Source organism: Photorhabdus namnaonensis (assembly GCF_001684335.1).
Classification (GTDB): Bacteria; Pseudomonadota; Gammaproteobacteria; order Enterobacterales; family Enterobacteriaceae; genus Photorhabdus; species Photorhabdus namnaonensis.
The window spans coordinates 94,677-117,311 of record NZ_LOIC01000063.1 but is presented as its reverse complement, the minus strand read 5'-3'; the positions used below and the strand labels follow the sequence as shown (position 1 = coordinate 117,311).

The 22,635-nt window shown below is 44.0% G+C and carries 20 protein-coding genes; 9 read left to right on the top strand and 11 right to left on the bottom strand.

Annotation, left to right across the window (positions count from 1 at the left end):
* Positions 1 to 5: 5 nt before the first annotated feature.
* On the top strand, positions 6 to 1,208 hold the full coding sequence (gene pcaF, locus Phpb_RS11640) for a 3-oxoadipyl-CoA thiolase (RefSeq protein WP_065390474.1): 1,203 nt from the start codon (positions 6 to 8) through the stop codon (positions 1,206 to 1,208).
* A gap of 17 nt (positions 1,209 to 1,225) precedes the next feature.
* Here the strand turns inward: pcaF and Phpb_RS11635 are convergent, their stop codons facing one another.
* Entirely contained in the window at positions 1,226 to 2,119 is an 894-nt protein-coding gene (locus tag Phpb_RS11635; protein ID WP_065390473.1) for a LysR family transcriptional regulator, read from the bottom strand.
* A gap of 179 nt (positions 2,120 to 2,298) precedes the next feature.
* Here Phpb_RS11635 and Phpb_RS11630 point away from each other — a divergent pair, with 179 nt between their 5' ends.
* On the top strand, positions 2,299 to 3,489 hold the full coding sequence (locus Phpb_RS11630) for an MFS transporter (RefSeq protein ID WP_075489455.1): 1,191 nt from the start codon (positions 2,299 to 2,301) through the stop codon (positions 3,487 to 3,489).
* Positions 3,490 to 3,736: 247 nt separating this feature from the next.
* Positions 3,737 to 4,852, top strand: coding sequence for a helix-turn-helix domain-containing protein (locus Phpb_RS11625; protein ID WP_065390472.1), 1,116 nt, complete (start codon positions 3,737 to 3,739; stop codon positions 4,850 to 4,852).
* A 107-nt stretch (positions 4,853 to 4,959) separates the two neighbouring features.
* On the opposite strand, the gene exbD is transcribed toward Phpb_RS11625, so the two are convergent.
* Together exbD and exbB are read right to left on the bottom strand one after the other, a co-directional pair.
* On the bottom strand, positions 4,960 to 5,385 hold the full coding sequence (gene exbD, locus Phpb_RS11620) for a TonB system transport protein ExbD (RefSeq protein ID WP_065390471.1): 426 nt from the start codon (positions 5,383 to 5,385) through the stop codon (positions 4,960 to 4,962).
* A 3-nt stretch (positions 5,386 to 5,388) separates the two neighbouring features.
* Positions 5,389 to 6,348 (bottom strand): tonB-system energizer ExbB, encoded by a 960-nt coding sequence (gene exbB, locus Phpb_RS11615; protein ID WP_065390485.1) that lies wholly within the window; start codon positions 6,346 to 6,348, stop codon positions 5,389 to 5,391.
* 358 nt (positions 6,349 to 6,706) lie between these two features.
* On the opposite strand from exbB, the gene metC reads away from it, so the two are divergent.
* From metC to dkgA, 5 genes are all read left to right on the top strand, one after another.
* Entirely contained in the window at positions 6,707 to 7,900 is a 1,194-nt protein-coding gene (gene metC, locus Phpb_RS11610) for a cystathionine beta-lyase (RefSeq protein WP_065390470.1), read from the top strand.
* Between the two features lie 145 nt (positions 7,901 to 8,045).
* Positions 8,046 to 8,396, top strand: a complete 351-nt coding sequence (locus tag Phpb_RS11605) for a type II toxin-antitoxin system PrlF family antitoxin (protein ID WP_065390469.1) — start codon at positions 8,046 to 8,048, stop codon at positions 8,394 to 8,396.
* Positions 8,397 to 8,402: 6 nt separating this feature from the next.
* Complete coding sequence (locus tag Phpb_RS11600) at positions 8,403 to 8,894, top strand: type II toxin-antitoxin system YhaV family toxin (RefSeq protein WP_065390468.1); 492 nt, start codon at positions 8,403 to 8,405, stop codon at positions 8,892 to 8,894.
* A gap of 235 nt (positions 8,895 to 9,129) precedes the next feature.
* Positions 9,130 to 9,801 (top strand): DedA family protein, encoded by a 672-nt coding sequence (locus tag Phpb_RS11595; RefSeq protein ID WP_065390467.1) that lies wholly within the window; start codon positions 9,130 to 9,132, stop codon positions 9,799 to 9,801.
* 273 nt (positions 9,802 to 10,074) lie between these two features.
* On the top strand, positions 10,075 to 10,953 hold the full coding sequence (gene dkgA, locus Phpb_RS11590; protein WP_065390466.1) for a 2,5-didehydrogluconate reductase DkgA: 879 nt from the start codon (positions 10,075 to 10,077) through the stop codon (positions 10,951 to 10,953).
* 140 nt (positions 10,954 to 11,093) lie between these two features.
* On the opposite strand, the gene ftsP is transcribed toward dkgA, so the two are convergent.
* The 7 genes from ftsP to nudF all read right to left on the bottom strand — a co-directional run bounded on the left by ftsP (position 11,094) and on the right by nudF (position 20,263).
* Positions 11,094 to 12,515, bottom strand: coding sequence for a cell division protein FtsP (ftsP, locus tag Phpb_RS11585; RefSeq protein ID WP_065390465.1), 1,422 nt, complete (start codon positions 12,513 to 12,515; stop codon positions 11,094 to 11,096).
* Positions 12,516 to 12,903: 388 nt separating this feature from the next.
* Positions 12,904 to 13,647: a 1-acylglycerol-3-phosphate O-acyltransferase gene (locus Phpb_RS11580; protein ID WP_065390464.1), complete on the bottom strand. Its 744-nt coding sequence runs from the start codon at positions 13,645 to 13,647 to the stop codon at positions 12,904 to 12,906.
* Between the two features lie 22 nt (positions 13,648 to 13,669).
* A complete protein-coding gene (gene parC / locus Phpb_RS11575) occupies positions 13,670 to 15,931 on the bottom strand; it encodes a DNA topoisomerase IV subunit A (RefSeq protein ID WP_065390463.1) in 2,262 nt (753 codons plus the stop codon).
* 43 nt (positions 15,932 to 15,974) lie between these two features.
* Positions 15,975 to 17,870: a DNA topoisomerase IV subunit B gene (gene parE / locus Phpb_RS11570; RefSeq protein ID WP_065390462.1), complete on the bottom strand. Its 1,896-nt coding sequence runs from the start codon at positions 17,868 to 17,870 to the stop codon at positions 15,975 to 15,977.
* A gap of 72 nt (positions 17,871 to 17,942) precedes the next feature.
* A complete protein-coding gene (gene yqiA, locus Phpb_RS11565; RefSeq protein ID WP_065390461.1) occupies positions 17,943 to 18,551 on the bottom strand; it encodes an esterase YqiA in 609 nt (202 codons plus the stop codon).
* 131 nt (positions 18,552 to 18,682) lie between these two features.
* A complete protein-coding gene (cpdA, locus tag Phpb_RS11560) occupies positions 18,683 to 19,522 on the bottom strand; it encodes a 3',5'-cyclic-AMP phosphodiesterase (RefSeq protein WP_065390460.1) in 840 nt (279 codons plus the stop codon).
* A gap of 99 nt (positions 19,523 to 19,621) precedes the next feature.
* A complete protein-coding gene (gene nudF, locus Phpb_RS11555) occupies positions 19,622 to 20,263 on the bottom strand; it encodes an ADP-ribose diphosphatase (protein WP_036808686.1) in 642 nt (213 codons plus the stop codon).
* A 358-nt stretch (positions 20,264 to 20,621) separates the two neighbouring features.
* On the opposite strand from nudF, the gene tolC reads away from it, so the two are divergent.
* Entirely contained in the window at positions 20,622 to 21,995 is a 1,374-nt protein-coding gene (tolC, locus tag Phpb_RS11550) for an outer membrane channel protein TolC (RefSeq protein ID WP_065390459.1), read from the top strand.
* 122 nt (positions 21,996 to 22,117) lie between these two features.
* On the opposite strand, the gene Phpb_RS11545 is transcribed toward tolC, so the two are convergent.
* Complete coding sequence (locus tag Phpb_RS11545) at positions 22,118 to 22,519, bottom strand: DUF2628 domain-containing protein (RefSeq protein WP_065390458.1); 402 nt, start codon at positions 22,517 to 22,519, stop codon at positions 22,118 to 22,120.
* Between the last annotated feature and the right edge of the window lie 116 nt (positions 22,520 to 22,635).

Below are 22,635 nucleotides of genomic sequence, written 5' to 3'. Positions count from 1 at the left end.
TAATTATGATAGAAGCTTATATATGTGATGCAGTAAGAACCCCATTTGGAAAATATGATGGATCATTATCTCAGGTCCGTGCCGATGATCTAGCAGCACTAACTATTCAAGGGCTTTTGACAAGACATCCCCAATTAGAAAGTATATACATTAATGACGTAATTCTTGGATGTGCAAATCAATCTGGAGAAGATAATCGCAATGTCGCACGAATGGCATTACTGCTGGCTGGCTTGTCTGAACAAGTACCTGGTACAACCATCAACAGACTCTGTGGATCTGGGCTTGACGCTGTTGCTATGGCGGCAAGAACCATCAAATCAGGTGAAGCAGATTTAATAATTGCAGGGGGAGTAGAAAGCATGACAAGAGCTCCCTATGTCATGGGGAAAGCACATAAAAGCTTTGCCAGAAATATGGAAATTGAAGACACAACGATGGGATGGAGGTTTATCAACCCTCGAATGAAAGCAATATATGGTGTCCACACAATGCCTGAAACCGCAGAAAATCTTGCTGAACGTTACTCTATTTCAAGACAGGAGCAGGATAAATTTGCTTTACAAAGTCAACTACGAACATCACTCGCACAGGAGAATGGATTTTTCAAGGATGAGATTATCCCCGTTATTCTTCCAGGAAAAGCCAGTGATACAATGATCTTTTCCAAAGACGAACATCCAAGGCAAACATCATTAGAGGCACTAACCACATTACGGCCAATCGTGAAAAAAGAGGGAACAATTACTGCTGGAAACTCCTCTGGAATTAATGATGGTGCCAGTGCCCTATTGATTGCCAGCAAAATAGCATGTGATAAATATCAGCTAAAACCTCTAGCAAAAATTCTTGTTACAGCAACAGCAGGAGTTCACCCTGAAATTATGGGAATAGGACCAGTTCCCGCAGTCAAAAAAGCCTTAGCTATGTCCAAAGCAAAAATTGAAGATATGGATATTATCGAAATCAATGAAGCATTTGCTGCACAAGCCCTAGCCGTAATGAAAGAACTTAATATTCGATGGGATGCTCCTCATGTTAACTGTAATGGAGGAGCTATTTCTCTAGGCCACCCACTAGGGGCATCTGGGGGGAGAATTTTGGCAAATGCGGTCTATCAACTACATCGGCAACAAGGAAAATTGGCTTTATGTACCATGTGCATTGGTGTTGGGCAAGGCATCGCAATGATCATTGAAAGGATTTAATTATCTTTCTGCCAAGATTAGATCGTCTTGGCAAGCCTCTTTTGCAATAACGACATAAATACGGTTAATTTTGCTGGCGGGTGAGCAAGCGCCCGCAGTAAATAAATATCTTCTTTACGTCCATCTGGATCATCAAATAGAGGAATAAGTTTTTCAGAACGAATATCTGCTGATACCACCCAATTAGGCAGAAGCGCTATTCCAAATCCACTCACTGCGGCCATTCTCAATGTTTCAAAGTCATCACTGCGAAAGATCCTGTTATCATCGTTGAAGTTAATAACACTGCGATAGCGTGACCAGCAAATACCTGCGGGGTCATGATGTTTATCAAGCAAATAGTGCTCACCCAGTTCAGTAAGTGTTGTCGGTGTTCCATGCCTTTGAATATAGCCTGGGCTGGCACAAATAATCCAAGTTTGTGTGGCGATACGTTTGGAATAAAGTGTGCTGTCCTTTAACTCACCAATACGAATAACTATATCGAGACGATCCCTGACCGGATCAGTCAAACGTTCTGTTTGATCAAGTTCAACCCGAATTTTAGGATATCGAGTGAATAGTTCTGCTAGCATCGGAATAATATGTTGACGTCCAAACGTTGGCAGGCAAGCTACACGTAATGCCCCTTGCGGTTCGCCATTCAACGCCGCTAACTCAGCCTGAACATCAACAAGATCATTGATAATACCTTGCGCCCTTGAAAACAAAATCTCCCCTGCGTCAGTCAGCGATAAACCGCGGGTAGAGCGAAAGAATAGTTTTGTCTCTAACACCTGTTCAAGGTTGTCTATCTGACGTGTGATAGAGGATGCAGCCATACCTTGCAAACGAGCAACGGCAGAAAAACTCTGTGAGCGGACAACATGAATGAATGTTGTTAGCATATCGGTACGTAATAAATCTTTCATCGCAATTTTTACCTATACATTTCATATATTACAAATAATACACAATATCTGGTATCGCTATTATTTTTGCATTCTATGCAAAACAATTTCGTTCGCTCTCTTTATTCCCACGCTCTCAAGATAATGCCAGAATCATTTCATCATAATTCCGGCCAAATGCTGAAATGCTGAGAGTTCCCATGTCAAATACAGCAATAAAACCAAATCCTATTTCTTCCGTTTCTCTTATCTTATTATCCGCTGCTTGTGGTTTTGCTGTAGCGAATATTTATTATAATCAACCATTATTGCCAATAATTGGGACAAGTTTTAACGTTAATGGTTCAATATCCGGCTGGATCGCGACACTAACGCAGATCGGCTATGCGACGGGGCTTCTCTTTTTTGGGCCGCTTGGAGATACACTAAGTCGTCGCAAACTGGTTTTCTGCCTCTTAATCGGCAATATAATCAGCCTTATCTTATGTGCCACAGCACCAAATTTTACATGTCTTCTGACAAGTAGCCTGATTATGGGGCTAACTTCTATTTCAGCACAAATCATTATTCCCGCCGTGTCCGGTTGGGTAATACCAGAAAAGCGTGGCCGGGCGGTAGGAAGTCTGATGAGTGGCCTTTTCGCCGGCGCACTGCTTGCCAGGGCATTGAGTGGTGCGGTCGGAGAGCATTTCGGCTGGCGTGAAATGTTTATATTGGCAGCTTTAATCGATATATGTCTATTTTTTCTTATCTGGTTTGTGTTGCCAGAAATAGAAACACCACACACGATGAATTACAGCCAACTTCTTATTTCACTCGGTAAGTTAATAAAACAACACCCCCTTTTGCGTGAGGCCGCATTATCCGGTTTTTTACTGTTCGCCGCTTTTAATACGCTGTGGGGGTCGCTGGCCTTATTACTTTCCCAACCACCTTACGGATGGGGGAGTGATATCGCCGGTCTTTTTGGTTTGACGGGCATTGTAGGAATGCTAGCTTCACCAATAATAGGTTCGTTGACAGATCACTTCGGTGGAAAGGCAATTGTTGCCGCAGGCGCTTTATTAGTAACACTAGCTTTGTGCCTAATTAGCGGCACGAGCCACAGTATTCTATTTTTATTCGTTGGTATTATTCTGCTAGATCTTGGCAGCAGAGCGGGTTTAGTGGCAAATCAAACACGGTTATATACATTATTACCTGATGCCCGTAGTCGGCTTAATACCGTATTTATGACCTGCTATTTCGCCGGTGGCGCAATAGGTTCCTCTTTGGGAGCTGTCGCGGCATGGCATTTTTCTTGGTATGGTATCGCTTTCAGCGGTGGTGGATGCGCATTATTAGCTGCTCTGGTGGTCCTGTTTAGCTCAAATAACAGAAAGCAAATATGATTTTTACACACTACGTCCCAAGCCATCTTTTGCGATAGATTGCCACCAGCCAGAAGATAACTGGTATCACGGTATTAACCAGTAGAAATAATGTTGTCTCAATGGACTTACGATAACAGCAAAATATCTGTACTGCATTCTACAGACAACACACCGCCATCTGCGGTAACAATCGAATTGGATCCTATCAGTGCTGCGGTGCCTGATAAATCCAGAGAAAACAAGCGCAATAACAAGTAGGTGACAAGTGTTCAATGGTTCTAATTTGCGATTAGCTCGTCTGTATCACGAGCTATCTCTTGAGCAAGTGGCTGAGCGGGTTAATAAAACCCGCCAATATATTCAGCGGCTGGAATCCGGCTTTGCTGTGCCCACTAATGAACTTTCTAATGAATTAGCGACTGTATTGCAGGTTACTCCTGCGTTTTTTGAAACCCAAGTACAATCTCCTGTGAACGAGGAGATTGTTCATTTCCGTAAACGCAGCGCAATCAGAGTAGCAACAAAATTAGCAGCACTTGCAAAGGCTGAGTTATATAGACGATTAATTGTTGTTTTTGAAGAAAACTTAAATTTACCCCCAGTGTTATTTCCTGAATTAAAAGCAAATTCCTCGGAAGAAGTTGAACGAGCAGCAGAAAAATGTCGGATTGATTGGGGATTAGAGTTTGGGCCAATTGAAAATGTGACTCGCTTGGCTGAAAAGCTAGGTGCATTTGTCACCTCATTTGACTCAGTATCTGATGATGTTGACGCGTTATCCGTTCCATTAGATAGACCTTTCATTGTCAGAAATACAGCCAAGAAATCATCCTGCCGACAACGGTTTGATATTGCATATGAAATTGGACATCTTGTGCTACACGGCGGAATATCTACTGGTGACAGAATAACCGAATCTCAAGCCAACCAATTTGCCTCTGCCCTACTTTTACCACGAAGTGCAATGGCTAAATATTTCCCTGCCCCGATAGGCGGGAGAATCAATTGGCGAGGTCTAAGCGAGTTCAAGTTAACCTGGAAAGTGAGTAAAGCAGCAATTATTTATCGGGCACATCAGCTTTCTCTTTTAACCGATACGCAATACAAAACGGCTTTTTTGGGGCTTAAACGTAAGGGAGAAGCTATTGAGGAAAAAGAGGATTATCTTATTCCCCATGAAAAACCTGAATTATTTCATCGAGCAATAAAAGTGCTTATTAATGATGTTTGTATTGATATTGAAGCATTAGCAAAGCGTTTAAAAATTACAGTGCCAATGCTGCTTGAACTGGCTAACGATAATTCACTTTATGAGCTTAATAATCAGACAAATTCTGCAAACGTCATCTCGATGTTTTCATTTCGATCAAGAATAGCATGATCACTTTCCACTCTGATCAAATTAAGCTTCATTACACAAACCAATTATCACCTTAAATCTTAACCGCGCTCTCCAGCGCGGTTATTTAGTGGAGCAATCCGTGGCAATTAACCTGATGAAACCGCTTCCATTCCCACCAATCCCACTTTCAAATAGCCCGATTTACGCAAAGAGTCCATCACATTCATCAGTGTTTCATAATCCACGGTTTTATCCGCCTGAAAGAAAATGGTTGTTTCTTTATTAGATTGGGTTGTCTGATCCAATACCGCTGCCAAAGTGTCATGATCGACTTGTTGATCACCGACATAAAGCTGGCGATCAGCCTTAACCGTTAAGAATACCGGTTTTTCTGGACGCGGCTGCGGTTTTGCCGACGATGCAGGTAGATCCACTTTAATATCAACGGTTGCCAGTGGCGCTGCTACCATGAAGATAATCAATAGCACCAACATCACGTCAATAAATGGTGTGACGTTGATTTCGTGCAATTCGCCGCTATCGTCCAAATCTTCATTAAGACGTATTGCCATAAATCACCTTGTCTTGCTATTTGCTAAATCCAGATCACGGCCAAGCAGTAATAACGACTGTGCCGCCATATCGCCAACCTGACCACGGTAAGCCGCGATCATTCGGGCGAAGATGTTATAAATCACAACAGCAGGAATCGCAGCCACCAGACCAAGCGCTGTCGCTAATAAGGCTTCCGCAATACCCGGCGCCACAACCGCGAGGTTAGTTGTCTGGGAGTGAGCAATACCGATAAAGCTGTTCATGATGCCCCATACCGTACCAAACAGACCAACGAAAGGAGAGATCGCCCCAATGGTTGCCAGATAGCCATTGCCACGCCCCATATGACGGCTGATCGCCGCAACCGAACGCTCCATACGGAAAGCCGCGCGCTCTTTTGTGCTATTCAGATCAGCGCTCTCAGAAGATAGCTGACGTTCTGCCCGTGCTTCACCCAGTAACAAGCGGCTGATACTGAGTTTGTTGAAACCTTCGGCAATTTCCGCCGCCTGATCAAGACTCTTCACGTCCGCCAAAGCCAGTCGCTCTTTACGTAAACGACGACCAGCAGCCAACAGTTCTGTGCCTTTTGAGAAGAATAAGGCCCAGGTAATCACAGAAGCGATCACCAGACCAATCATCACGGTCTTAACAACAACGTCGGCGTTCTGATACATGCCCCAAATAGACAGATCAGTCGCAAAGCCGCTGGAAAGGCTGGCTTCATCAGCAGGAACGTTAGGTGCAACCTCATCCGTCGCAACCGGCGTCACTTGGGCGGCCTCCGTCGCAGGTGCCGTTTGCGGTGCAATCTGATTTGCAGGTGGTGCGGTTGTACCCGTCGTTGCCGGAGTAGAACCTGCAATTTGGGCGGTTTTTGCCGTAGTATTGTTGTCTGTTGCCGATGCAGGTGCTGTATCAGCCAATGCTGAACCTGTCAGCCCGAACGCTAATATTATTGAAGCAGTCAAATTTCGCATCAGTTGGCCTTTACTCCCTTTGCTATAAACCTTGTTATTTAGCCGTGAATTACTGTTCGTCATCTCACTAACCTTAATTTATACCGAGTCTTCACTCATCTTCACCAGATTGAATGAAAATGCAGGCTGATAATATCAAACCTTAAGTGATTTGATAGTAATTATCATTATTGTTTAATAAAAAAGTATTACCCCTTCACAAAATAAAGTTGAAGAGCTCCCACTCACAGGTAATCAGAATGAATTTTCGTCAAGTTGTTCTAATCCTTTTGTACAAAAAGGTCTAAATCTTTTAACGTGTTAACTCTATTTTTTTATACCATTTCAAAAATTGAAGTGTTCAAGGTAGCAATGGATCATGGCAGAAAAAAAACTGGAAACTTCACTGGTCAATGCAGGTAGAAGCCAAAAATTTACTCAAGGCGCAGTCAATCCAATCATTCAGCGAACATCATCGGTGATCTTCGATTCTGTCGCCGCTAAAAGACAGGCGACGCAAAACCGAGCCAAAGGTGAACTGTTTTATGGCCGCCGTGGTACACAGACTCATTTCTCTTTTCAAGCAGCAATGACTGAACTGGAAGGCGGCGCAGGCTGTATGCTTTACCCTTCTGGCGCTGCCGCGGTTAGTCATGCCATTCTCGCTTTTGCCGCCGCCGGTGATCATATTCTATTAACCGGTTCGGCTTATGACCCGACGCAAGGCTTCTGCGACAAGATATTGTCACGGATGAATATGACTACCGATTATTTCGATCCCATGATTGGCGAGGAGATTGCGGATCTGATTAAACCCAATACTAAAGTGGTGTTTCTTGAATCCCCTGGCTCCATCACGATGGAAGTACAGGATATTCCCGCGATTGTCCGTGCGGTACGGCGCGTCAATCCAGATATTGTCATCATGATCGATAATACCTGGTCGGCAGGCGTGCTGTTTAAAGCGCTAGAATTCGGCATCGATATTTCAATTCAATCCGGCACCAAATATATTATTGGTCACTCAGACGCAATGTTGGGTATTGCTGTAGCTAATGAACGCTGTTGTGTACAACTGCGAGAGAGTTCTTATTTGATGGGACAAATGGCAGATGCCGATACGGTTTATATGGCCAGTCGTGGATTACGTACTTTAGCTATTCGCCTGAAACAGCATGAAAAAAGCGGTATTGAAATCGCACGCTGGCTGCAACAAAGAGCAGAAGTCGCCGCAGTCTATCATCCGGCTCTACCCTCTTGCCCCGGCCACAAGAATTTCATCCGTGATTTCAGCGGCAGTAATGGCCTGTTCTCTTTTCAGTTGAAAGAGAAATTAACCCCGCAGCAATTTACCGATTATCTGGATAATTTTCACCATTTTAAAATGGCATTCTCATGGGGCGGTTTTGAATCTTTGATCCTGGGTTATCAACCAGAAGAGATAAAAATGATACGCCAGTACGGTACGCCACAAAGGACGGGCACCCTGTTCCGCCTGCATGTCGGGCTGGAGAATGTTCAAGATTTGATTGATGACCTCGCAGAAGGATTTAGTCGAATTTCAGTTGATTAATTTTATTGTTATTCAATGTAATAAACTGAAAAACTTAACACTTGGAAGTCAGCATGAAGCGATAATATAGATATATTGCCAGTACAATGTATTTGCATTACATTTCGTTAAACAGATTCTCAAATCAGCATAACGAGGTAGAAATATGCACGTCTTACCAAATGTTGAGTTCGAAGTTAGTGCAGAATCCAAGCTTACCCGTCGCAGCCAGACAACTATCCCAATATCTGTCCGTAAAGCGCTTAAGCTAAAACCAGGTCATGACAGTATCGCATATAAGATTTTATCTTCCGGTGATGTACTTATTCGTCGTAAAAACAGCGAAGAAGAAAAAGATCTTGTCATGGAATCATTTCTGAACTTTCTGGCAAAAGACATTCAGAAACATCCTGAACAAGTACAGCAATTAGATGAACAGCTTATTAACCAAACAAAATCACTTGTCGCTGGAATAAACATAGATCTGAACAACCCATTATCGGCTGACGATGAGTAAAGAACTATGTACGATCGAGTGTGTGTAATAAACGGATGGACTCTTTTTGCTCATCCATGCTTTATCGAACAACTAAAACAAGCAATAGATAAGGTAGAACAACTTCAGCAAAAATATCCAAATGACTACTTTAAAAAAAATGATACAAAACACCTGGCGGCAATCATAAAACTCGTTACTGAAATTATTCCCAATTATCCAGCTAATATAGCCTTTCGTTTAGGTGACACATTGGGTGGAAAAAGACAACACTGGTTCAGAGCAAAATTTTTCCAACAATATCGCCTTTTTTTCCGTTTCCACGCCGAAAGTAAAATTATTATCTTTGGCTGGGTAGATGATGAGAGAACAAAAAGGGCATATGGTGATAATCATGACCTAAAAAAAGCGTCTTACAACGCAGCTGAAAATGATAATGATGGGGATATTCTGGATGTGGTTCGTGAGCGTATCAAAAATCCAGCAAAGCGGATCAGAGTTAACCTAGATGAAATTTAACATCGATTTTGATGAGCGAGCCTTAAAATGTATTTTGAAAGGGTTGCGATGAATCGCTCCTTTTCTATTTTTTTAACTTTTGTTTAATGGTTATGTGCCCAATTGATTCATTAGTATCAGCCATTAATTTTCCCTTATCAGGGATAAAGTCAAGCCATGCTTAAGCTTTTACTGTAAACTGACTTTATATATACAGATGCAATAAATTTATTTATTAACAGTCACAGGATAAGCAATGGAAGTACTAAACGGGATCATGCAGGCATTATGGCAGCATGACTTTTCTAAACTTGCCAACCCCGATGTTGTCTGGATTATCTATGGCATTCTATTTGTGACACTGGTTCTGGAAAATGGCTTATTACCTGCCGCCTTTCTACCCGGTGATACTCTGTTAATCCTTTCTGGCGCATTAATTGCCAAGGGGGTCATGAGTTTTATCCCAACCGTTTTTATATTAACAACAGCGGCAAGTATCGGCTGCTGGCTTGGTTATCTTCAAGGGCTATGGCTTGGTGATACCAAACGAGTTAAGAATTGGCTGGCACAACTTCCTATTCAGTATCGCCAACGAGCTAACAAGTTGTTTTTCAAACATGGTCTGGCCGCTTTACTGATCGGCCGTTTTTTGGCTTTTGTCCGCACTCTGTTACCAACATTGGCGGGTATATCCGGCCTTAACAGTAAACGCTTTCAAGTTTTTAACTGGTTAAGTGGCTTATTATGGGTTGTCATCGTGGTCGGTTTTGGTTATCTCCTCAATCAGATACCGTTTATTAAGAATCACCAAGATCTGGTGATGAACATTTTGATAATTTTACCCATAGTGCTGTTGTTAAGTGGTTTAAGCGCCTCCTTGCTGATGTATTGGCGCCATAAGAAAATCTCGGCGGCAAAACGTAAATAAAAGTCATCATGGTTTACAAGCAGCAGCAAGGTTTTTATCCTTAACTTAATGTACCAATATTATATGGACTCAAGCTCAGCCACTAAGTGATATTCTTGGTATCGATGCATCACCAAATCGGTCAATCTATGCACTTGACCATGTGTTGATCACAATCATGGCCTGGATCACGCCAATTGTATTACTTTCTTCAATTACTCTTAATATCAACTTAATATCAATCGCCATGATTTTAGCTGATATTTTAAGTCTATCTTTTTATAGGAGTTAGTAATGGATAATCAACCTATTATCAGACTTGCTGATGGGAATCACATGCCACAATTGGGACTTGGATCATGGGCCGCAGATGACCAACAGATAGCAGAAACAATCCATGCAGCACTAGATATCGGTTATCGGGCAATTGATACCGCCGCTATCTACAACAATGAGAAAGGTGTAGGCAACGCGTTACAAGAAACAGATATCCCCCGTGAGGATATCTTTATCACCACCAAATTGTGGAATGATAAGCATAACGATGTCCGGGCCGCTCTGTCAGAAAGTTTGGAAAAGTTGCAACTGGATTATGTTGACCTTTACCTTATTCACTGGCCGGCACCACCGCAAAATCAATATGTTAACGCCTGGCAACAATTGATTGAATTGCAGAAAGAGGGGCTTATTCGTAGTATCGGCGTTTCTAATTTCCAACCTGAACATATCCAGCGACTAATCAATGAAACCGGCGTTCATCCCGTCATTAATCAGGTTGAGTTGCATCCGCTGTTGCAGCAACGTCAGCTTCATGCCTGGAATGCGACACATAATATCGTTACCGAATCCTGGAGCCCGCTGGCACAAGGCGGAGAAGACGTTTTCGATAATCCACTGGTTCAACATCTGGCACAAAAGTATGGCAAAACACCCGCACAGATTGTTATCCGTTGGCACATTGATAACGGCATGATTGTGATACCTAAATCAACTACGTTATCAAGAATTAAAGAGAACTTTGATGTATTCGATTTCAAACTAGAAAAAGAAGATCTGACCACGATGACCACGCTAGATATCGGCAAACGTCTGGGGCCAACCCCTGAAACATTCGTTGATTTCAGTGAATTCCTTGAGCTTCTTGAGCAAAGGGATGCTAATGATCAGCGCTGAAAAACAGCGGATAAAATTGATAAGGTGATAGTAGGCAAATCAGAACAATCACCACTTCCTTAGGAGGAGGTGGTTTAAGGATGGCAATTAAAACGTGCTCGGCATCAACGCCGCGCCCCAATTTCGTTGAGCTATTTTCATTATTGATTGGCAGGTATAGTCACTAATTGCCCGACAGAGCCGCGATCAGCCATTTCCAGAATCTGGCTGTAATAGAGGAATGGGAAGTGTTCATAAGAGGGCTGGTTCATATAAACCAGTAATTCCACCCGCCCATCAACCCAAACGGTATCCTTCCAACCATAATCTTGCGGTTGAGGTGTCCCACCATTGTGGTTAATCACCTTAAACTGCACACCTTCAATATGGAACGGTTGTGGGACAGAGGCATTTACGATCCAACGCTCCCACGTTCCTTGTTGGCTAGTAATATCTACCCGATTCATATCCCATAACGCACCGTTAATTCCCGGCATATTACCATCAAGATAAATTTCCCGGTTACGAATTGCATTGGAAACCGGCGTGACATCATCAACCAGGCGAGACGGGAGATCATCTGTCACCAAAGATAATAAGCCGGTTGCTTTAATGGTCAGAACGGTACTGGAAATCAACACGGGGGAGGGTTCAAACAGCCCACGTAACTTATCAAGTATCCCGGCTGATTCACCGGCGGTAACAACAACTTCCTCCTCTTTGGACATATCAATCAATACTTCACGCCGTTCTCCCGGCGCAAGGGAGAGTTGCTGAACGGCTATCGGCGCAGGCAACAGCCCCAAATCAGTGCCTATCATATAGAAAGGGCGACCATCGCTGATCTGTAGCTGATATCGGCGGGCATTGGATGCATTTAGTAACCGTAAACGAATCCAGCCACGAGATACTTCAATGAAAGGATTTTGTACGCCATTCACTAACAGAGTATTACCAATAAATCCGCTATCAGAGGCCGGCTGATATTCAGGAACCCCAAAGTTATCCAACCGTTTATCCTGAAGAATAATCGGGAAATCATTAACGCCATAATGTTTTGGCAACGGCAAATGGCGGCTAGTTTCATCTTCCACCAACCACATGCCAGCTAAACCCTTATAAACATGCGGCGCCATCCGATTAGGTGTATTGGCATGATACCAGCAAGTTGCCGCCTGCTGACGAATAGGCAACACTGGCGACCAATCAGACCCCGGAGAAATCTGACGGGCAACCCCACCAATCAATGTACCCGGTAATTGTAATCCGCTGACAGTCATCGAAACCGGCTCCGCCAGCCGATTGCTATATATCAGTTTGACATCATCGTTTTTATGAACCCGTACAGTCGGACCAAGATATTGGCCATTAATTCCCCATACACTGGTTTTATATTGTCCATCAAAAGTCCAATGCGCTTTTTGTAAAGTCAGAAATAACGGCTGTCCACCACGGGATTCCAATAAAGGGGGAATCGGCAAAGCAGTCTGCTGATTTTTGCTGGCCCGAACCCATAAAGGAGCGGCGCCGATACACATCGCCAAGCCTGATACCTGAATAAATTGGCGCCGACTAAATGACATATTTTCTCCGCGATAAACCTAATTAAATTCCGGGTTTATATGGCTCAAAAATAGTTGAGACACTGCAATCATTCACCCCGGCAGCGAATAACTCATTATTGAAGTTATTGAAGCTTATTATCCTTCTGATTGCGCTTAACAAAAACATTATTTACCAAGCGCTCATCATAACGCGAATATGAAGGGAATTAAACTATCTGAATGCATTACACGAATCTTTCCCAATCAGCGAAGTACATGTCATTTCCGACTAATAATAAATTGTGGTCATGGACAACGAACAAAAATCCTCACATATACTAAATATGTGAGGATTAAAGTACGCTTAAAAGCTATCGCCTTTGTTAGTTCCACACTTTATAATCAAAGAGTGGTCAAGAATAACCTGTTATGAGTACTTACCCTGTTTCTCCATTGCGGCCAATTCCTCATCCAGCTCTTCTATTTTAGTTTTCATTATCTGATGACAATATTCCGCCAGTTCACGCACCTGATCTTTGGTATATCCAGAAGTATCAATGGGTGGCAACATTTCAACAATGACTGAACCATTATTCCAGCGATTCAACTTAATATTGCCATTAGTAATGGAAGAAACGCAGACCGGGACAATCGGTACTCCCGCCAAGATCGCAGCGTGAAAAGCACCGGTTTTAAACGGCAACAAGCCTCGGCCACGACTGCGGGTACCTTCCGGGAACATCCAAATAGAAAGACGACGATTTTTAATCTGCTCCACAACCTGAGCAATCGTGCCATGTGCTTTAGCACGGTTAGCACGATCAATTAGGATATTACCTGCCAGCCAATAAAGCTGACCAAAAAATGGGATCAGCACCAGACTTTTTTTACCCACCGTCACTGTGCCAGGCTGAACCGCATTGGACATAGTTATCATGTCATAGTTGTTTTGGTGGTTGCCAATGTAGATACTCGGACCATAATGTCTGGCTTCCGCAGGAATACGTTCAATAATTTTGACACCAAATATTTTCGACAACCGACCAAACATATTACCAAACACCATAACATGGTCAGGGTGACGTGGCCTGAATAAACAGTAAATAGCACCAGAGACACACACTACAATCGAAAACAGAATAACAATAATGCCGCGAATAATTGCTAACATAATCCCCTCTTATTTAATCCCACTATTTAGTTACGTTAGTAGCAGAAGGTGGTGTCTCAACCTGAACCCGTTCAATACGCTGCAACCCACGAGGTAGAGGGGTTCCCTTACGACCACGTTCTGCCCGGAATTTTTGAAGATCTTCAGGACGCAGCGTCAATTTACGCTTGCCAAAGTAAAGTGTAATAGACGATTGTGGCGATAGTATCAATAACCAACTCAACAGGTCATTTTCTGAGGCTGACTGAACAGAAATTATCTTATTCCCTTTCCCTTTAGAAATCTGAGGCAAATCTGCAACCGGGAACATTAACATCCGGCCTGAGCTGGTAATTGCCAGCAGCATATCATCCTGCGGATTAGTTATTTCCAGCGGCGTCATGACGCGAGCATTTTCCGGCAAGGTAATCAGTGCCTTACCCGCTCGGTTTTTAGCAACCAAATCACTAAAATTACAGATAAAACCATAACCGGCATCAGAGGCCATCAGAAACTTCTGTTCATCAGGCGCCATCAATACATGCTCCACCGTTGCCCCGGCAGGTAAAGTCAATTTCCCCGTCAGTGGTTCCCCTTGCCCTCTGGCAGAAGGCAAATCCCGCGAATCAAGCGAGTAACTGCGACCAGTTGTATCAATAAAAACAACCGGCTGGTTACTCTTACCTCGGGCTGCGCCACGGAAACTATCACCCGCTTTATAATTCAACCCGGCCGGATCGATATCGTGGCCTTTCGCGCTACGAACCCAACCCATCTCAGACAATACGATAGTCACCGGCTCAGAAGGCGCAATGTCATGCTCACTCATCGCTTTGGCTTCATCACGTTCTCTCATTGGAGAACGACGCTCATCGCCATAAGTGGCTGCATCAGCCATGATCTCTTTCTTCAACAGCGTGTTCAGTTTGCGCTCAGACCCCAGAATCGCCTGTAACTTATCTCGCTCTTTTGCCAGCTCATTCTGTTCGCCACGGATTTTCACCTCTTCCAGTTTAGCTAAGTGGCGTAATTTCAGCTCAAGAATAGCTTCTGTTTGCGTCTCACTTAAACCAAAACGTGACATTAATACCGGTTTGGGTTCATCTTCACTACGGATAATGTGAATCACTTCATCAATATTGAGAAATGCGATCAGTAATCCTTCCAGCACATGCAGGCGCTTAAGGACTTTTTCCAGACGATGGTTCAGACGCTTACGAACCGTTTCCCGGCGGAATATCAGCCATTCGGAGAGGATCTCAACCAGCCCTTTCACGGTCGGACGGTTATCCAACCCAATCATATTCAGGTTGACGCGATAACTTTTTTCCAAATCTGTGGTCGCAAATAGATGATTCATCACCAATTCCAAATCAACCCGATTTGTGCGAGGGACAATAACCAGACGCGTTGGATTTTCATGATCCGATTCATCACGTAAGTCATCAACCATCGGCAGCTTCTTAGCCCGCATTTGGTTAGCGATCTGTTCCAACACTTTGGCGCCAGAAACCTGATGCGGCAACGCAGTGATCACGACATTGCCATCTTCTTTTGACCAAACAGCACGCATCCGTACCGAACCTCGGCCATTTTTATAAATCTTACGGATATCTTCGTGAGAAGTGATGATCTCTGCTTCGGTCGGATAATCAGGGCCTTTAACGTGCTCCATCAAATCATCAAGGGAACTCTGCGGCTTATCCAGCAGCGTAACCAGTGCATTCCCCACTTCACGAGCATTATGGGGCGGAATATCTGTCGCCATCCCCACCGCGATACCGGTAGTGCCATTCAGCAAAATATTTGGCAGACGCGCCGGCAGCATTTTCGGTTCCTGCAACGTGCCGTCAAAGTTTGGCACCCAGTCAACGGTACCGTGGCCTAACTCAGTCAACAGCAACTCGGCATACTTAGACAGGCGAGACTCGGTATAACGCATCGCGGCGAAAGATTTGGGATCATCCGGCGCACCCCAGTTTCCTTGCCCATCCACTAAAGGATAACGGTAAGAAAATGGCTGCGCCATGAGCACCATCGCTTCATAACAAGCACCATCACCATGTGGATGATATTTACCCAGTACATCACCCACGGTACGGGCGGATTTCTTAAATTTGGCGGTATTGTTCAAGCCCAATTCCGACATGGCATAAACAATACGGCGCTGAACCGGTTTCAAACCATCACCGATAAAAGGCAGCGCCCTATCCATGATGACGTACATGGAGTAGTTCAGGTAGGCGGTTTCTGTAAATGAGTGGAGCGGCAGACGCTCCACGCCATCGTGAGTTATCTCACTCATTCGTTAATTTCCTCAGAATCTTCTTTGACTATCCCTGTGGGCGTTACACTTCAATTTCTACACTATCACCCTTCTCTTGCAGCCAGTTACGGCGATCTTCTGAACGCTTCTTCGCCAGAAGCATATCCATCACAGAGAAGGTTTCCTGATAGTTTTCATCATCGATAGTCAATTGCACCAGACGGCGGGTATTCGGGTCTAACGTTGTTTCACGCAATTGCATGGGGTTCATTTCACCCAATCCTTTAAAACGCTGTACGTTAGGCTTACCCCGTTTGCGGCTTAGGCGATCCAGCACCGCGCTTTTTTCCTCTTCATCCAGTGCGTAATACACTTCTTTACCTAAATCAATACGATATAAAGGCGGCATTGCCATATAAACATGGCCATTTTTAACCAATGTTGGAAAATGGCGGACAAACAGTGCGCACAACAGCGTCGCAATATGCAAACCGTCTGAGTCCGCATCCGCCAGAATACAGATTTTGCCATAACGTAACTGGCTGAGATCGTGGCTATCCGGATCGATCCCAATCGCAACGGAAATATCATGGACTTCCTGTGATGCCAACACTTCATCCGAAGAGACTTCCCAAGTATTCAGAATCTTCCCTTTCAGCGGCATGATCGCTTGATATTCACGATCACGGGCCTGTTTTGCCGAACCTCCCGCAGAATCGCCTTCCACCAGAAACAGCTCCGTGAAATTGAGATCCTGTGATGTGCAATCAGCCAGTTTTCCCGGTAATGCCGGGCCGCTGGTCAATTTTTTACGCACAACCTTTTTCGCGGCACGCATTCTACGTTGTGCGCTGGCGATCGCCAGTTCAGCCAGTTGCTCTGCCTCTTGAACGTTCTGGTTCAGCCACAAACTGAAAGCATCTTTAACAACACCAGAAACAAAGGCGGCAGATTGGCGCGAAGAGAGGCGTTCTTTCGTCTGACCAGCAAATTGTGGATCTTGCATTTTTACCGACAGAACATAAGTACAGCGATCCCAAATATCATCGGCGGCAAGCTTCACGCCACGTGGCATGATATTGCGAAATTCGCAAAATTCACGCATTGCATCCAGTAATCCCTGACGCAGCCCGTTTACATGTGTTCCACCCTGCATCGTCGGGATAAGGTTCACATAACTTTCAGCCAGTAATTCTCCCCCTTCCGGCAGCCAAAGCAACGCCCAGTCAACCGCTTCGGTTATGCCACTGAAAGTACCGACAAAAGGCGCTGTCGGCAATGTTATCAGGCCATTCACCGCCGCCATGAGATAATCAGTCAGACCATCGGCATAACACCATTTCTGTTCGGTATCGTTGATCTTGTCTTTAAAAACAATTTCTACTCCCGGACATAAAACCGCTTTCGCCTTCAACAAATGGGTCAAGCGAGAAACTGAGAAACGTGGGCTGTCAAAGAAACTTTCATCAGGCCAAAAGTGAACACTGGTACCGGTGTTGCGTTTACCACAACTGCCAATCACCGCCAACTCCTGCACTTTATCGCCATTTTCGAAAGCAATCTGATAAACCTGACTGTCACGGCGAACGGCGACTTCAATCCGCTTGGACAAAGCGTTAACCACCGAGATCCCCACACCGTGGAGGCCGCCAGAAAATTGATAGTTTTTATTCGAAAATTTACCACCGGCATGTAAACGGCTCAGGATCAATTCAACCGCCGAAACCCCTTCTTCTGGATGAATATCAACCGGCATGCCGCGGCCATCATCAATGACCTCCAGTGACTGATCGCTATGAAGGATCACTTCAATATGTTTAGCGTGCCCCGCCAAAGCTTCATCCACGCTGTTGTCGATCACTTCCTGTGCCAAATGGTTCGGACGAGTTGTATCAGTGTACATTCCCGGACGACGGCGAACCGGCTCCAGACCACTGAGAACTTCAATGGCATCTGCGTTGTAACTAGATTGAGTCATGTTGTAATTCTGTTGGTTGCTTCTTGATTAAAGGGCTAATCAGTTTTGTATACTGTTGATAATACCAGTCGTTCAAACATTTTTGGCAAGTTTTTTCTCACCATCATTAGAAAGCCCAAGAAAATTGATGATTTGTGGGAAATAGTGTTCAAACCCGATAAAGGCATGATTACCGCCAGATTCAATAGTTTGCTTACATAATACCAGATAAGCAACCGCCTGGCGGTAATCAAGTACCTCATCTCCGGTTTGCTGCAATAACCAGATAAGATCCGGCGACTCCAGCGGTTCAATCTGCATGATTTTGAGATCATGAACATGGCGCGGTTCCAACGTATATCGTTGGTTGGTATAGGGATTCATATTTTCCCCAAGATAATCCCGCAGTAACTCAAACGGACGCACGGCTGGATTGACAACGACAGCAGGCAAGCTGAAACATTGTGAAAGCCATATCGCCAGATAACCACCGAGAGAAGAGCCAACGATACCCAAATTATCCCCGGCACGCTCCATCACCAAATTTTCCAGCAATTCAGCCGCTTCTTCAGGATAAGGCGGTAACTGAGGCACCAGCATTTCAATGTCAGGATGATGCTGATGTAGCCACGCTTTTAGGGCATTTGCTTTTGCAGACTGCGGGGAGCTGTTAAAACCGTGCAAATAGAGTAACGTTGACATCAGGCCGTGCCCCTCAATTGTGCGTAAATACCACCGGCCACTACACTCCTGTGCAACAAGCCACAAATGGTGAGGCTTGATAAATCCAATAAACAGAGAGTAACACAGCAGCACAAGGAGACAAACACAACCTAATATCCATCCGAATCCAAATCAGGGCAGAACTCATTGCTCTCCAGTCGATGGACCTGAGTTGTCAGACCAAATTCGCCATTATCGGCAACAGACAATTCGAGATAACGCCATCCCGGAGCAACTGTATCAAGCGTAAAATTGGTACAATGTGGTTTGAATTGCACACTTGTTGATGGCGTCGCCATCATACGGATGCCATTCCAATCCATATCCATCTCCTGATGGATATGTCCACAAAGCATCGCCTTAACCCGTGAGTAACCTTGCAGATACTGGGCCAGAATATGTGAATTGCGCAAACTATGCTGATCCAACCAGGTACAACCTGATGGTAATGGATGATGATGAAGCAGGATCACCGTGTAACGTTCAGGGTACTTATCCAGGCACTTTTTCATCCATTCAAGCTGATATTCCGACAACTCCCCGTGGGGAACACCCTGTACCTGACTATCAAGCATCAAAAGTTGCCAGCGCTTACCGACTAAAATCTGTTTCGACGGAGAAACGCCAGCCGCCGCTAAGGCATCCACCATTGCGGGCTGATAATCATGATTACCCGGCAACCAGACACAAGGCGCCGGTAAACGGGCAATCCCCTCAGCAAAATGTCGATAAGCTTCCAGCGACTGATCCTGTACCAAATCACCTGTCGCTACGATTAAATCAATATCAGCATTTTGCTTGAGGATGGCATCCAATACCGCCTGGTAACTGCGATAAGTATTGATACCCAATAAAGTATCTTCTTTGCCGGCAAAAAGATGCGTATCTGTTATTTGCAATATTTTGGCTGTGGTTCCCTCTACCACAGGCAGTTCAAACTGGCTTTCCAAATGGTTTCCTTGTCCTATAAGTCATCGGCGAGCATCATAACTCGTTTTAACGCAAGAGATCTGCTGACTGGCACACACTTCCCTTTTCTCGGTTAAAAATTAGGAATTATCTGAATTCCACTCTTTTTTTAACTTTTCATGGTGTAATGCCAGCCATTGTATCGCAATAACTGAAGCGGCATTATCAATAATTCCTTCTTCCATCCAATGATAAGCTTGTTCACGACTGACTACATGTACCCGAATATCTTCATGTTCGCCAGATAATCCATGAATACCAGTAGCTGTCGTAGCATCCACTTCCCCCACCATCACAGAGATACGTTCAGTTGTTCCTCCTGGGCTGGAGAGATAACTCAACACCGGCTTGCAACGTTTAACTTCAATTCCTGCCTCTTCCATTGTTTCGCGGCGCACCACCTGTTCCACCTCTTCGCCCTCTTCAATCATACCGGCGACAATTTCCAGTAACCACGGCGTTGCTTTCGTCTCTATCGCCGGAATACGTATCTGCTCTATCAACACAACCTCATCCCGACGTGGATCATAAGGCAACAACGCACCGGCATGGCCCCGCTCAAAAACTTCACGGCTAACCTCTTCACTCCAGCCACCAGCAAACAAGCGATGGCGGAAGCGGTAATTTGTCAGTTTAAAGAACCCATTGTATAAACTTTTTTTCGTGATAATTTCCACATCCTGCTTATCCAATATAACTGGTGTTGACGGCTTTTTATGCATAAAATTCTCCTAAATAGTTCCTTACTTGCTAGTCATTAAGATGATATTAATCAAGCAGAGTTAAAAAATTCATTCTTTGGTGGTGTAAAGTTAAGCTAAATTAAGGCAATATGGCACAAACGGCTACCTTTGGCTGATAGCATACTCTGCTAGAATCAGTAGCATTTCGTTTTTCACCAAGGCAACGTAAGAGTCTATCCCAATAGGCGTAATTGGTGCAGGCCGTTCTTGTAAATGAACAGTGAACTCGGGCAACGGGCAGCCCCGGAGCATTCACTCTTTATTACAAAGCATGGCGAATAAAATAGCTTGATGGGATAGACAACGAGCAAAATAGCTTTGCAATCAAGGAATTATAATGAAGAAACTGCTCTCCATTTTTATCGCTATGAGCCTGACGGGATTGAGTTCGATGAGTCAGGCTGAAGATCTTTTGCAAGTTTATAAGCAAGCAAAAGAGAGTAACCCTGAACTACGTAAATCAATGGCTGAACGTAATAAAGCTTTTGAAAAAATTAATGAATCCCGTAGCCCATTATTACCTCAGTTGGAATTAAATACCGGATATTCCTATAACAGTGGTTACCGCGATCAACGTGACACAGAAAGCAATACATTGAATGCGAAGCTTGGCTTGAGTCAGACCATTTTTGATATGTCTAAATGGCGCCAATTGAACTTAGAAGAAAAAACGGCGAGTATTGCTGATGTTACCTATCAAAGCAGTGAACAAAAACTGATCCTGGATAGTGCAACAGCTTATTTCAAAGTACTACGCACCATTGATACGCTCTCCTACATTGAAGCTCAGAAAGCGGCCATTTACCGCCAGTTGGATCAAACGACTCAACGTTTCAATGTCGGTCTGGTTGCAATTACTGATGTCCAGAACGCCCGTGCTAATTACGATGACGTGCTAGCTCAGGAAGTTGCCAGTCGTAATGATCTGGACAATGCACTGGAAGCTCTGCGTCAGGTAACGGGTATTTATTACCCTCAGCTAGCCTCGCTGAACATTGATCATTTCAAAACACAGAAACCAGAAGCAGTGGATATTCTGCTAAAAGAGGCAGAGAAACGTAATTTAAATCTGCTATCTGCTCGTTTAGGTCAGGATCTAGCTCGTGAACAAATCAAAGCAGCCCAAACCGGCCATATGCCAACAATTGATTTAGGCGCTTCTACCAATGTTTCAAATAGCCAGAATCATGCCCCGGGCAGATCAAACAACTATAGCGGTGAAAACAGCGTTGGCCTGACACTTCGTCTGCCAATTTATAGCGGCGGTGCAACCAGTTCCCGCGTTGAACAAGCACAATATGGTTTTGTCAGCGCCAGTGAACAATTAGAGAGCGCTTACCGTAATGTTGTACAGACTGTCCGTTCTTCCTTTAACAACATATCTGCTTCCATCAGCAGTATCGATGCCTATAAACAGCTTGTTGTTTCAGCGCAAAGCTCTCTCGACGCAATGGAAGCAGGTTATCAAGTTGGTACACGTACCATTGTTGATGTACTGAATGCCACTACCAAGTTGTACGATGCCAAGCAAAAGCTCTCCAATGCTCGCTATGATTATCTGATTAATCAACTGAATATTCAGCACGCCCTTGGTACGCTAAATGAGAAGGATTTAGTTGCTCTGAATAATTCGCTAGGTAAACAGCTCTCAACCTCCGCTAATAGCATTGTTCAAGAAACAGAAGCACCAGCAACATCTGGCCGTAACTAATTCACTCCTTCACCTTCACTAATTAACGGCCCGCCAGAAAAGCGGGCTGTTTTATTTCCAGCCAATAACAATTTATTCCGAAAGAAAACCCGATATTTATCTTAATACAAAAAATATATAACTCAGAAAAGTCCTTCAAATGGATTCCAGCTCTTGCTCTTCACGGTTTCTTTCAAATAATAAGCATAATTAGCAGTAGTACTCCATATTGCCGCAAAACTAAACTGAACCGCCAAAATAGCAGCAAAAGGGAGTTCAATCCCCAGAACGCCTTCCATACCCCCCAATATCATCATCACGACAACAGAGATTCCAAGTAAAGTCAGATTTTTCCGCCATAAACCTAAAACAAAGAAGTAAATAAAACCAAAAAAGAAGGCAATAAAATTCATGTTCAACAATATACGACGCATAGAGGGTTCTGCTTTCATGGCAGCTTTGTGCTCAGGCGTTTTGGGAGCACCATTTTTTTCAAAGAATGCAAAACGTGTCTGCCACTTTTCTGGATATTGAATTTTATCCATGCTACTTAATTCCTTAATTAAAATAGAAAATACAACACCAATAATATAATAAACATAAGTTATTAATTTAAGATTATATTCCTAAGATTATTTGCTAGAGATATAAAATAGACAAT

Excerpts from the sequence above, each read along its gene's own strand:
- Phpb_RS11635 (WP_065390473.1), bottom strand. The coding sequence starts at position 2,119 with ATGAAAGATTTATTACGTACCGATATGCTAACAACATTCATTCATGTT.
- ftsP (WP_065390465.1), bottom strand. The coding sequence starts at position 12,515 with ATGTCATTTAGTCGGCGCCAATTTATTCAGGTATCAGGCTTGGCGATG.
- parE (WP_065390462.1), bottom strand. The coding sequence starts at position 17,870 with ATGACTCAATCTAGTTACAACGCAGATGCCATTGAAGTTCTCAGTGGT.
- pcaF (WP_065390474.1), top strand. The coding sequence starts at position 6 with ATGATAGAAGCTTATATATGTGATGCAGTAAGAACCCCATTTGGAAAA.
- yqiA (WP_065390461.1), bottom strand. The coding sequence starts at position 18,551 with ATGTCAACGTTACTCTATTTGCACGGTTTTAACAGCTCCCCGCAGTCT.
- parC (WP_065390463.1), bottom strand. The coding sequence starts at position 15,931 with ATGAGTGAGATAACTCACGATGGCGTGGAGCGTCTGCCGCTCCACTCA.
- tolC (WP_065390459.1), top strand. The coding sequence starts at position 20,622 with ATGAAGAAACTGCTCTCCATTTTTATCGCTATGAGCCTGACGGGATTG.
- Phpb_RS11545 (WP_065390458.1), bottom strand. The coding sequence starts at position 22,519 with ATGGATAAAATTCAATATCCAGAAAAGTGGCAGACACGTTTTGCATTC.
- Phpb_RS11630 (WP_075489455.1), top strand. The coding sequence starts at position 2,299 with ATGTCAAATACAGCAATAAAACCAAATCCTATTTCTTCCGTTTCTCTT.
- Phpb_RS11595 (WP_065390467.1), top strand. The coding sequence starts at position 9,130 with ATGGAAGTACTAAACGGGATCATGCAGGCATTATGGCAGCATGACTTT.
- dkgA (WP_065390466.1), top strand. The coding sequence starts at position 10,075 with ATGGATAATCAACCTATTATCAGACTTGCTGATGGGAATCACATGCCA.
- metC (WP_065390470.1), top strand. The coding sequence starts at position 6,707 with ATGGCAGAAAAAAAACTGGAAACTTCACTGGTCAATGCAGGTAGAAGC.
- exbD (WP_065390471.1), bottom strand. The coding sequence starts at position 5,385 with ATGGCAATACGTCTTAATGAAGATTTGGACGATAGCGGCGAATTGCAC.
- Phpb_RS11600 (WP_065390468.1), top strand. The coding sequence starts at position 8,403 with ATGTACGATCGAGTGTGTGTAATAAACGGATGGACTCTTTTTGCTCAT.
- Phpb_RS11605 (WP_065390469.1), top strand. The coding sequence starts at position 8,046 with ATGCACGTCTTACCAAATGTTGAGTTCGAAGTTAGTGCAGAATCCAAG.
- nudF (WP_036808686.1), bottom strand. The coding sequence starts at position 20,263 with ATGCATAAAAAGCCGTCAACACCAGTTATATTGGATAAGCAGGATGTG.
- Phpb_RS11580 (WP_065390464.1), bottom strand. The coding sequence starts at position 13,647 with ATGTTAGCAATTATTCGCGGCATTATTGTTATTCTGTTTTCGATTGTA.
- exbB (WP_065390485.1), bottom strand. The coding sequence starts at position 6,348 with ATGCGAAATTTGACTGCTTCAATAATATTAGCGTTCGGGCTGACAGGT.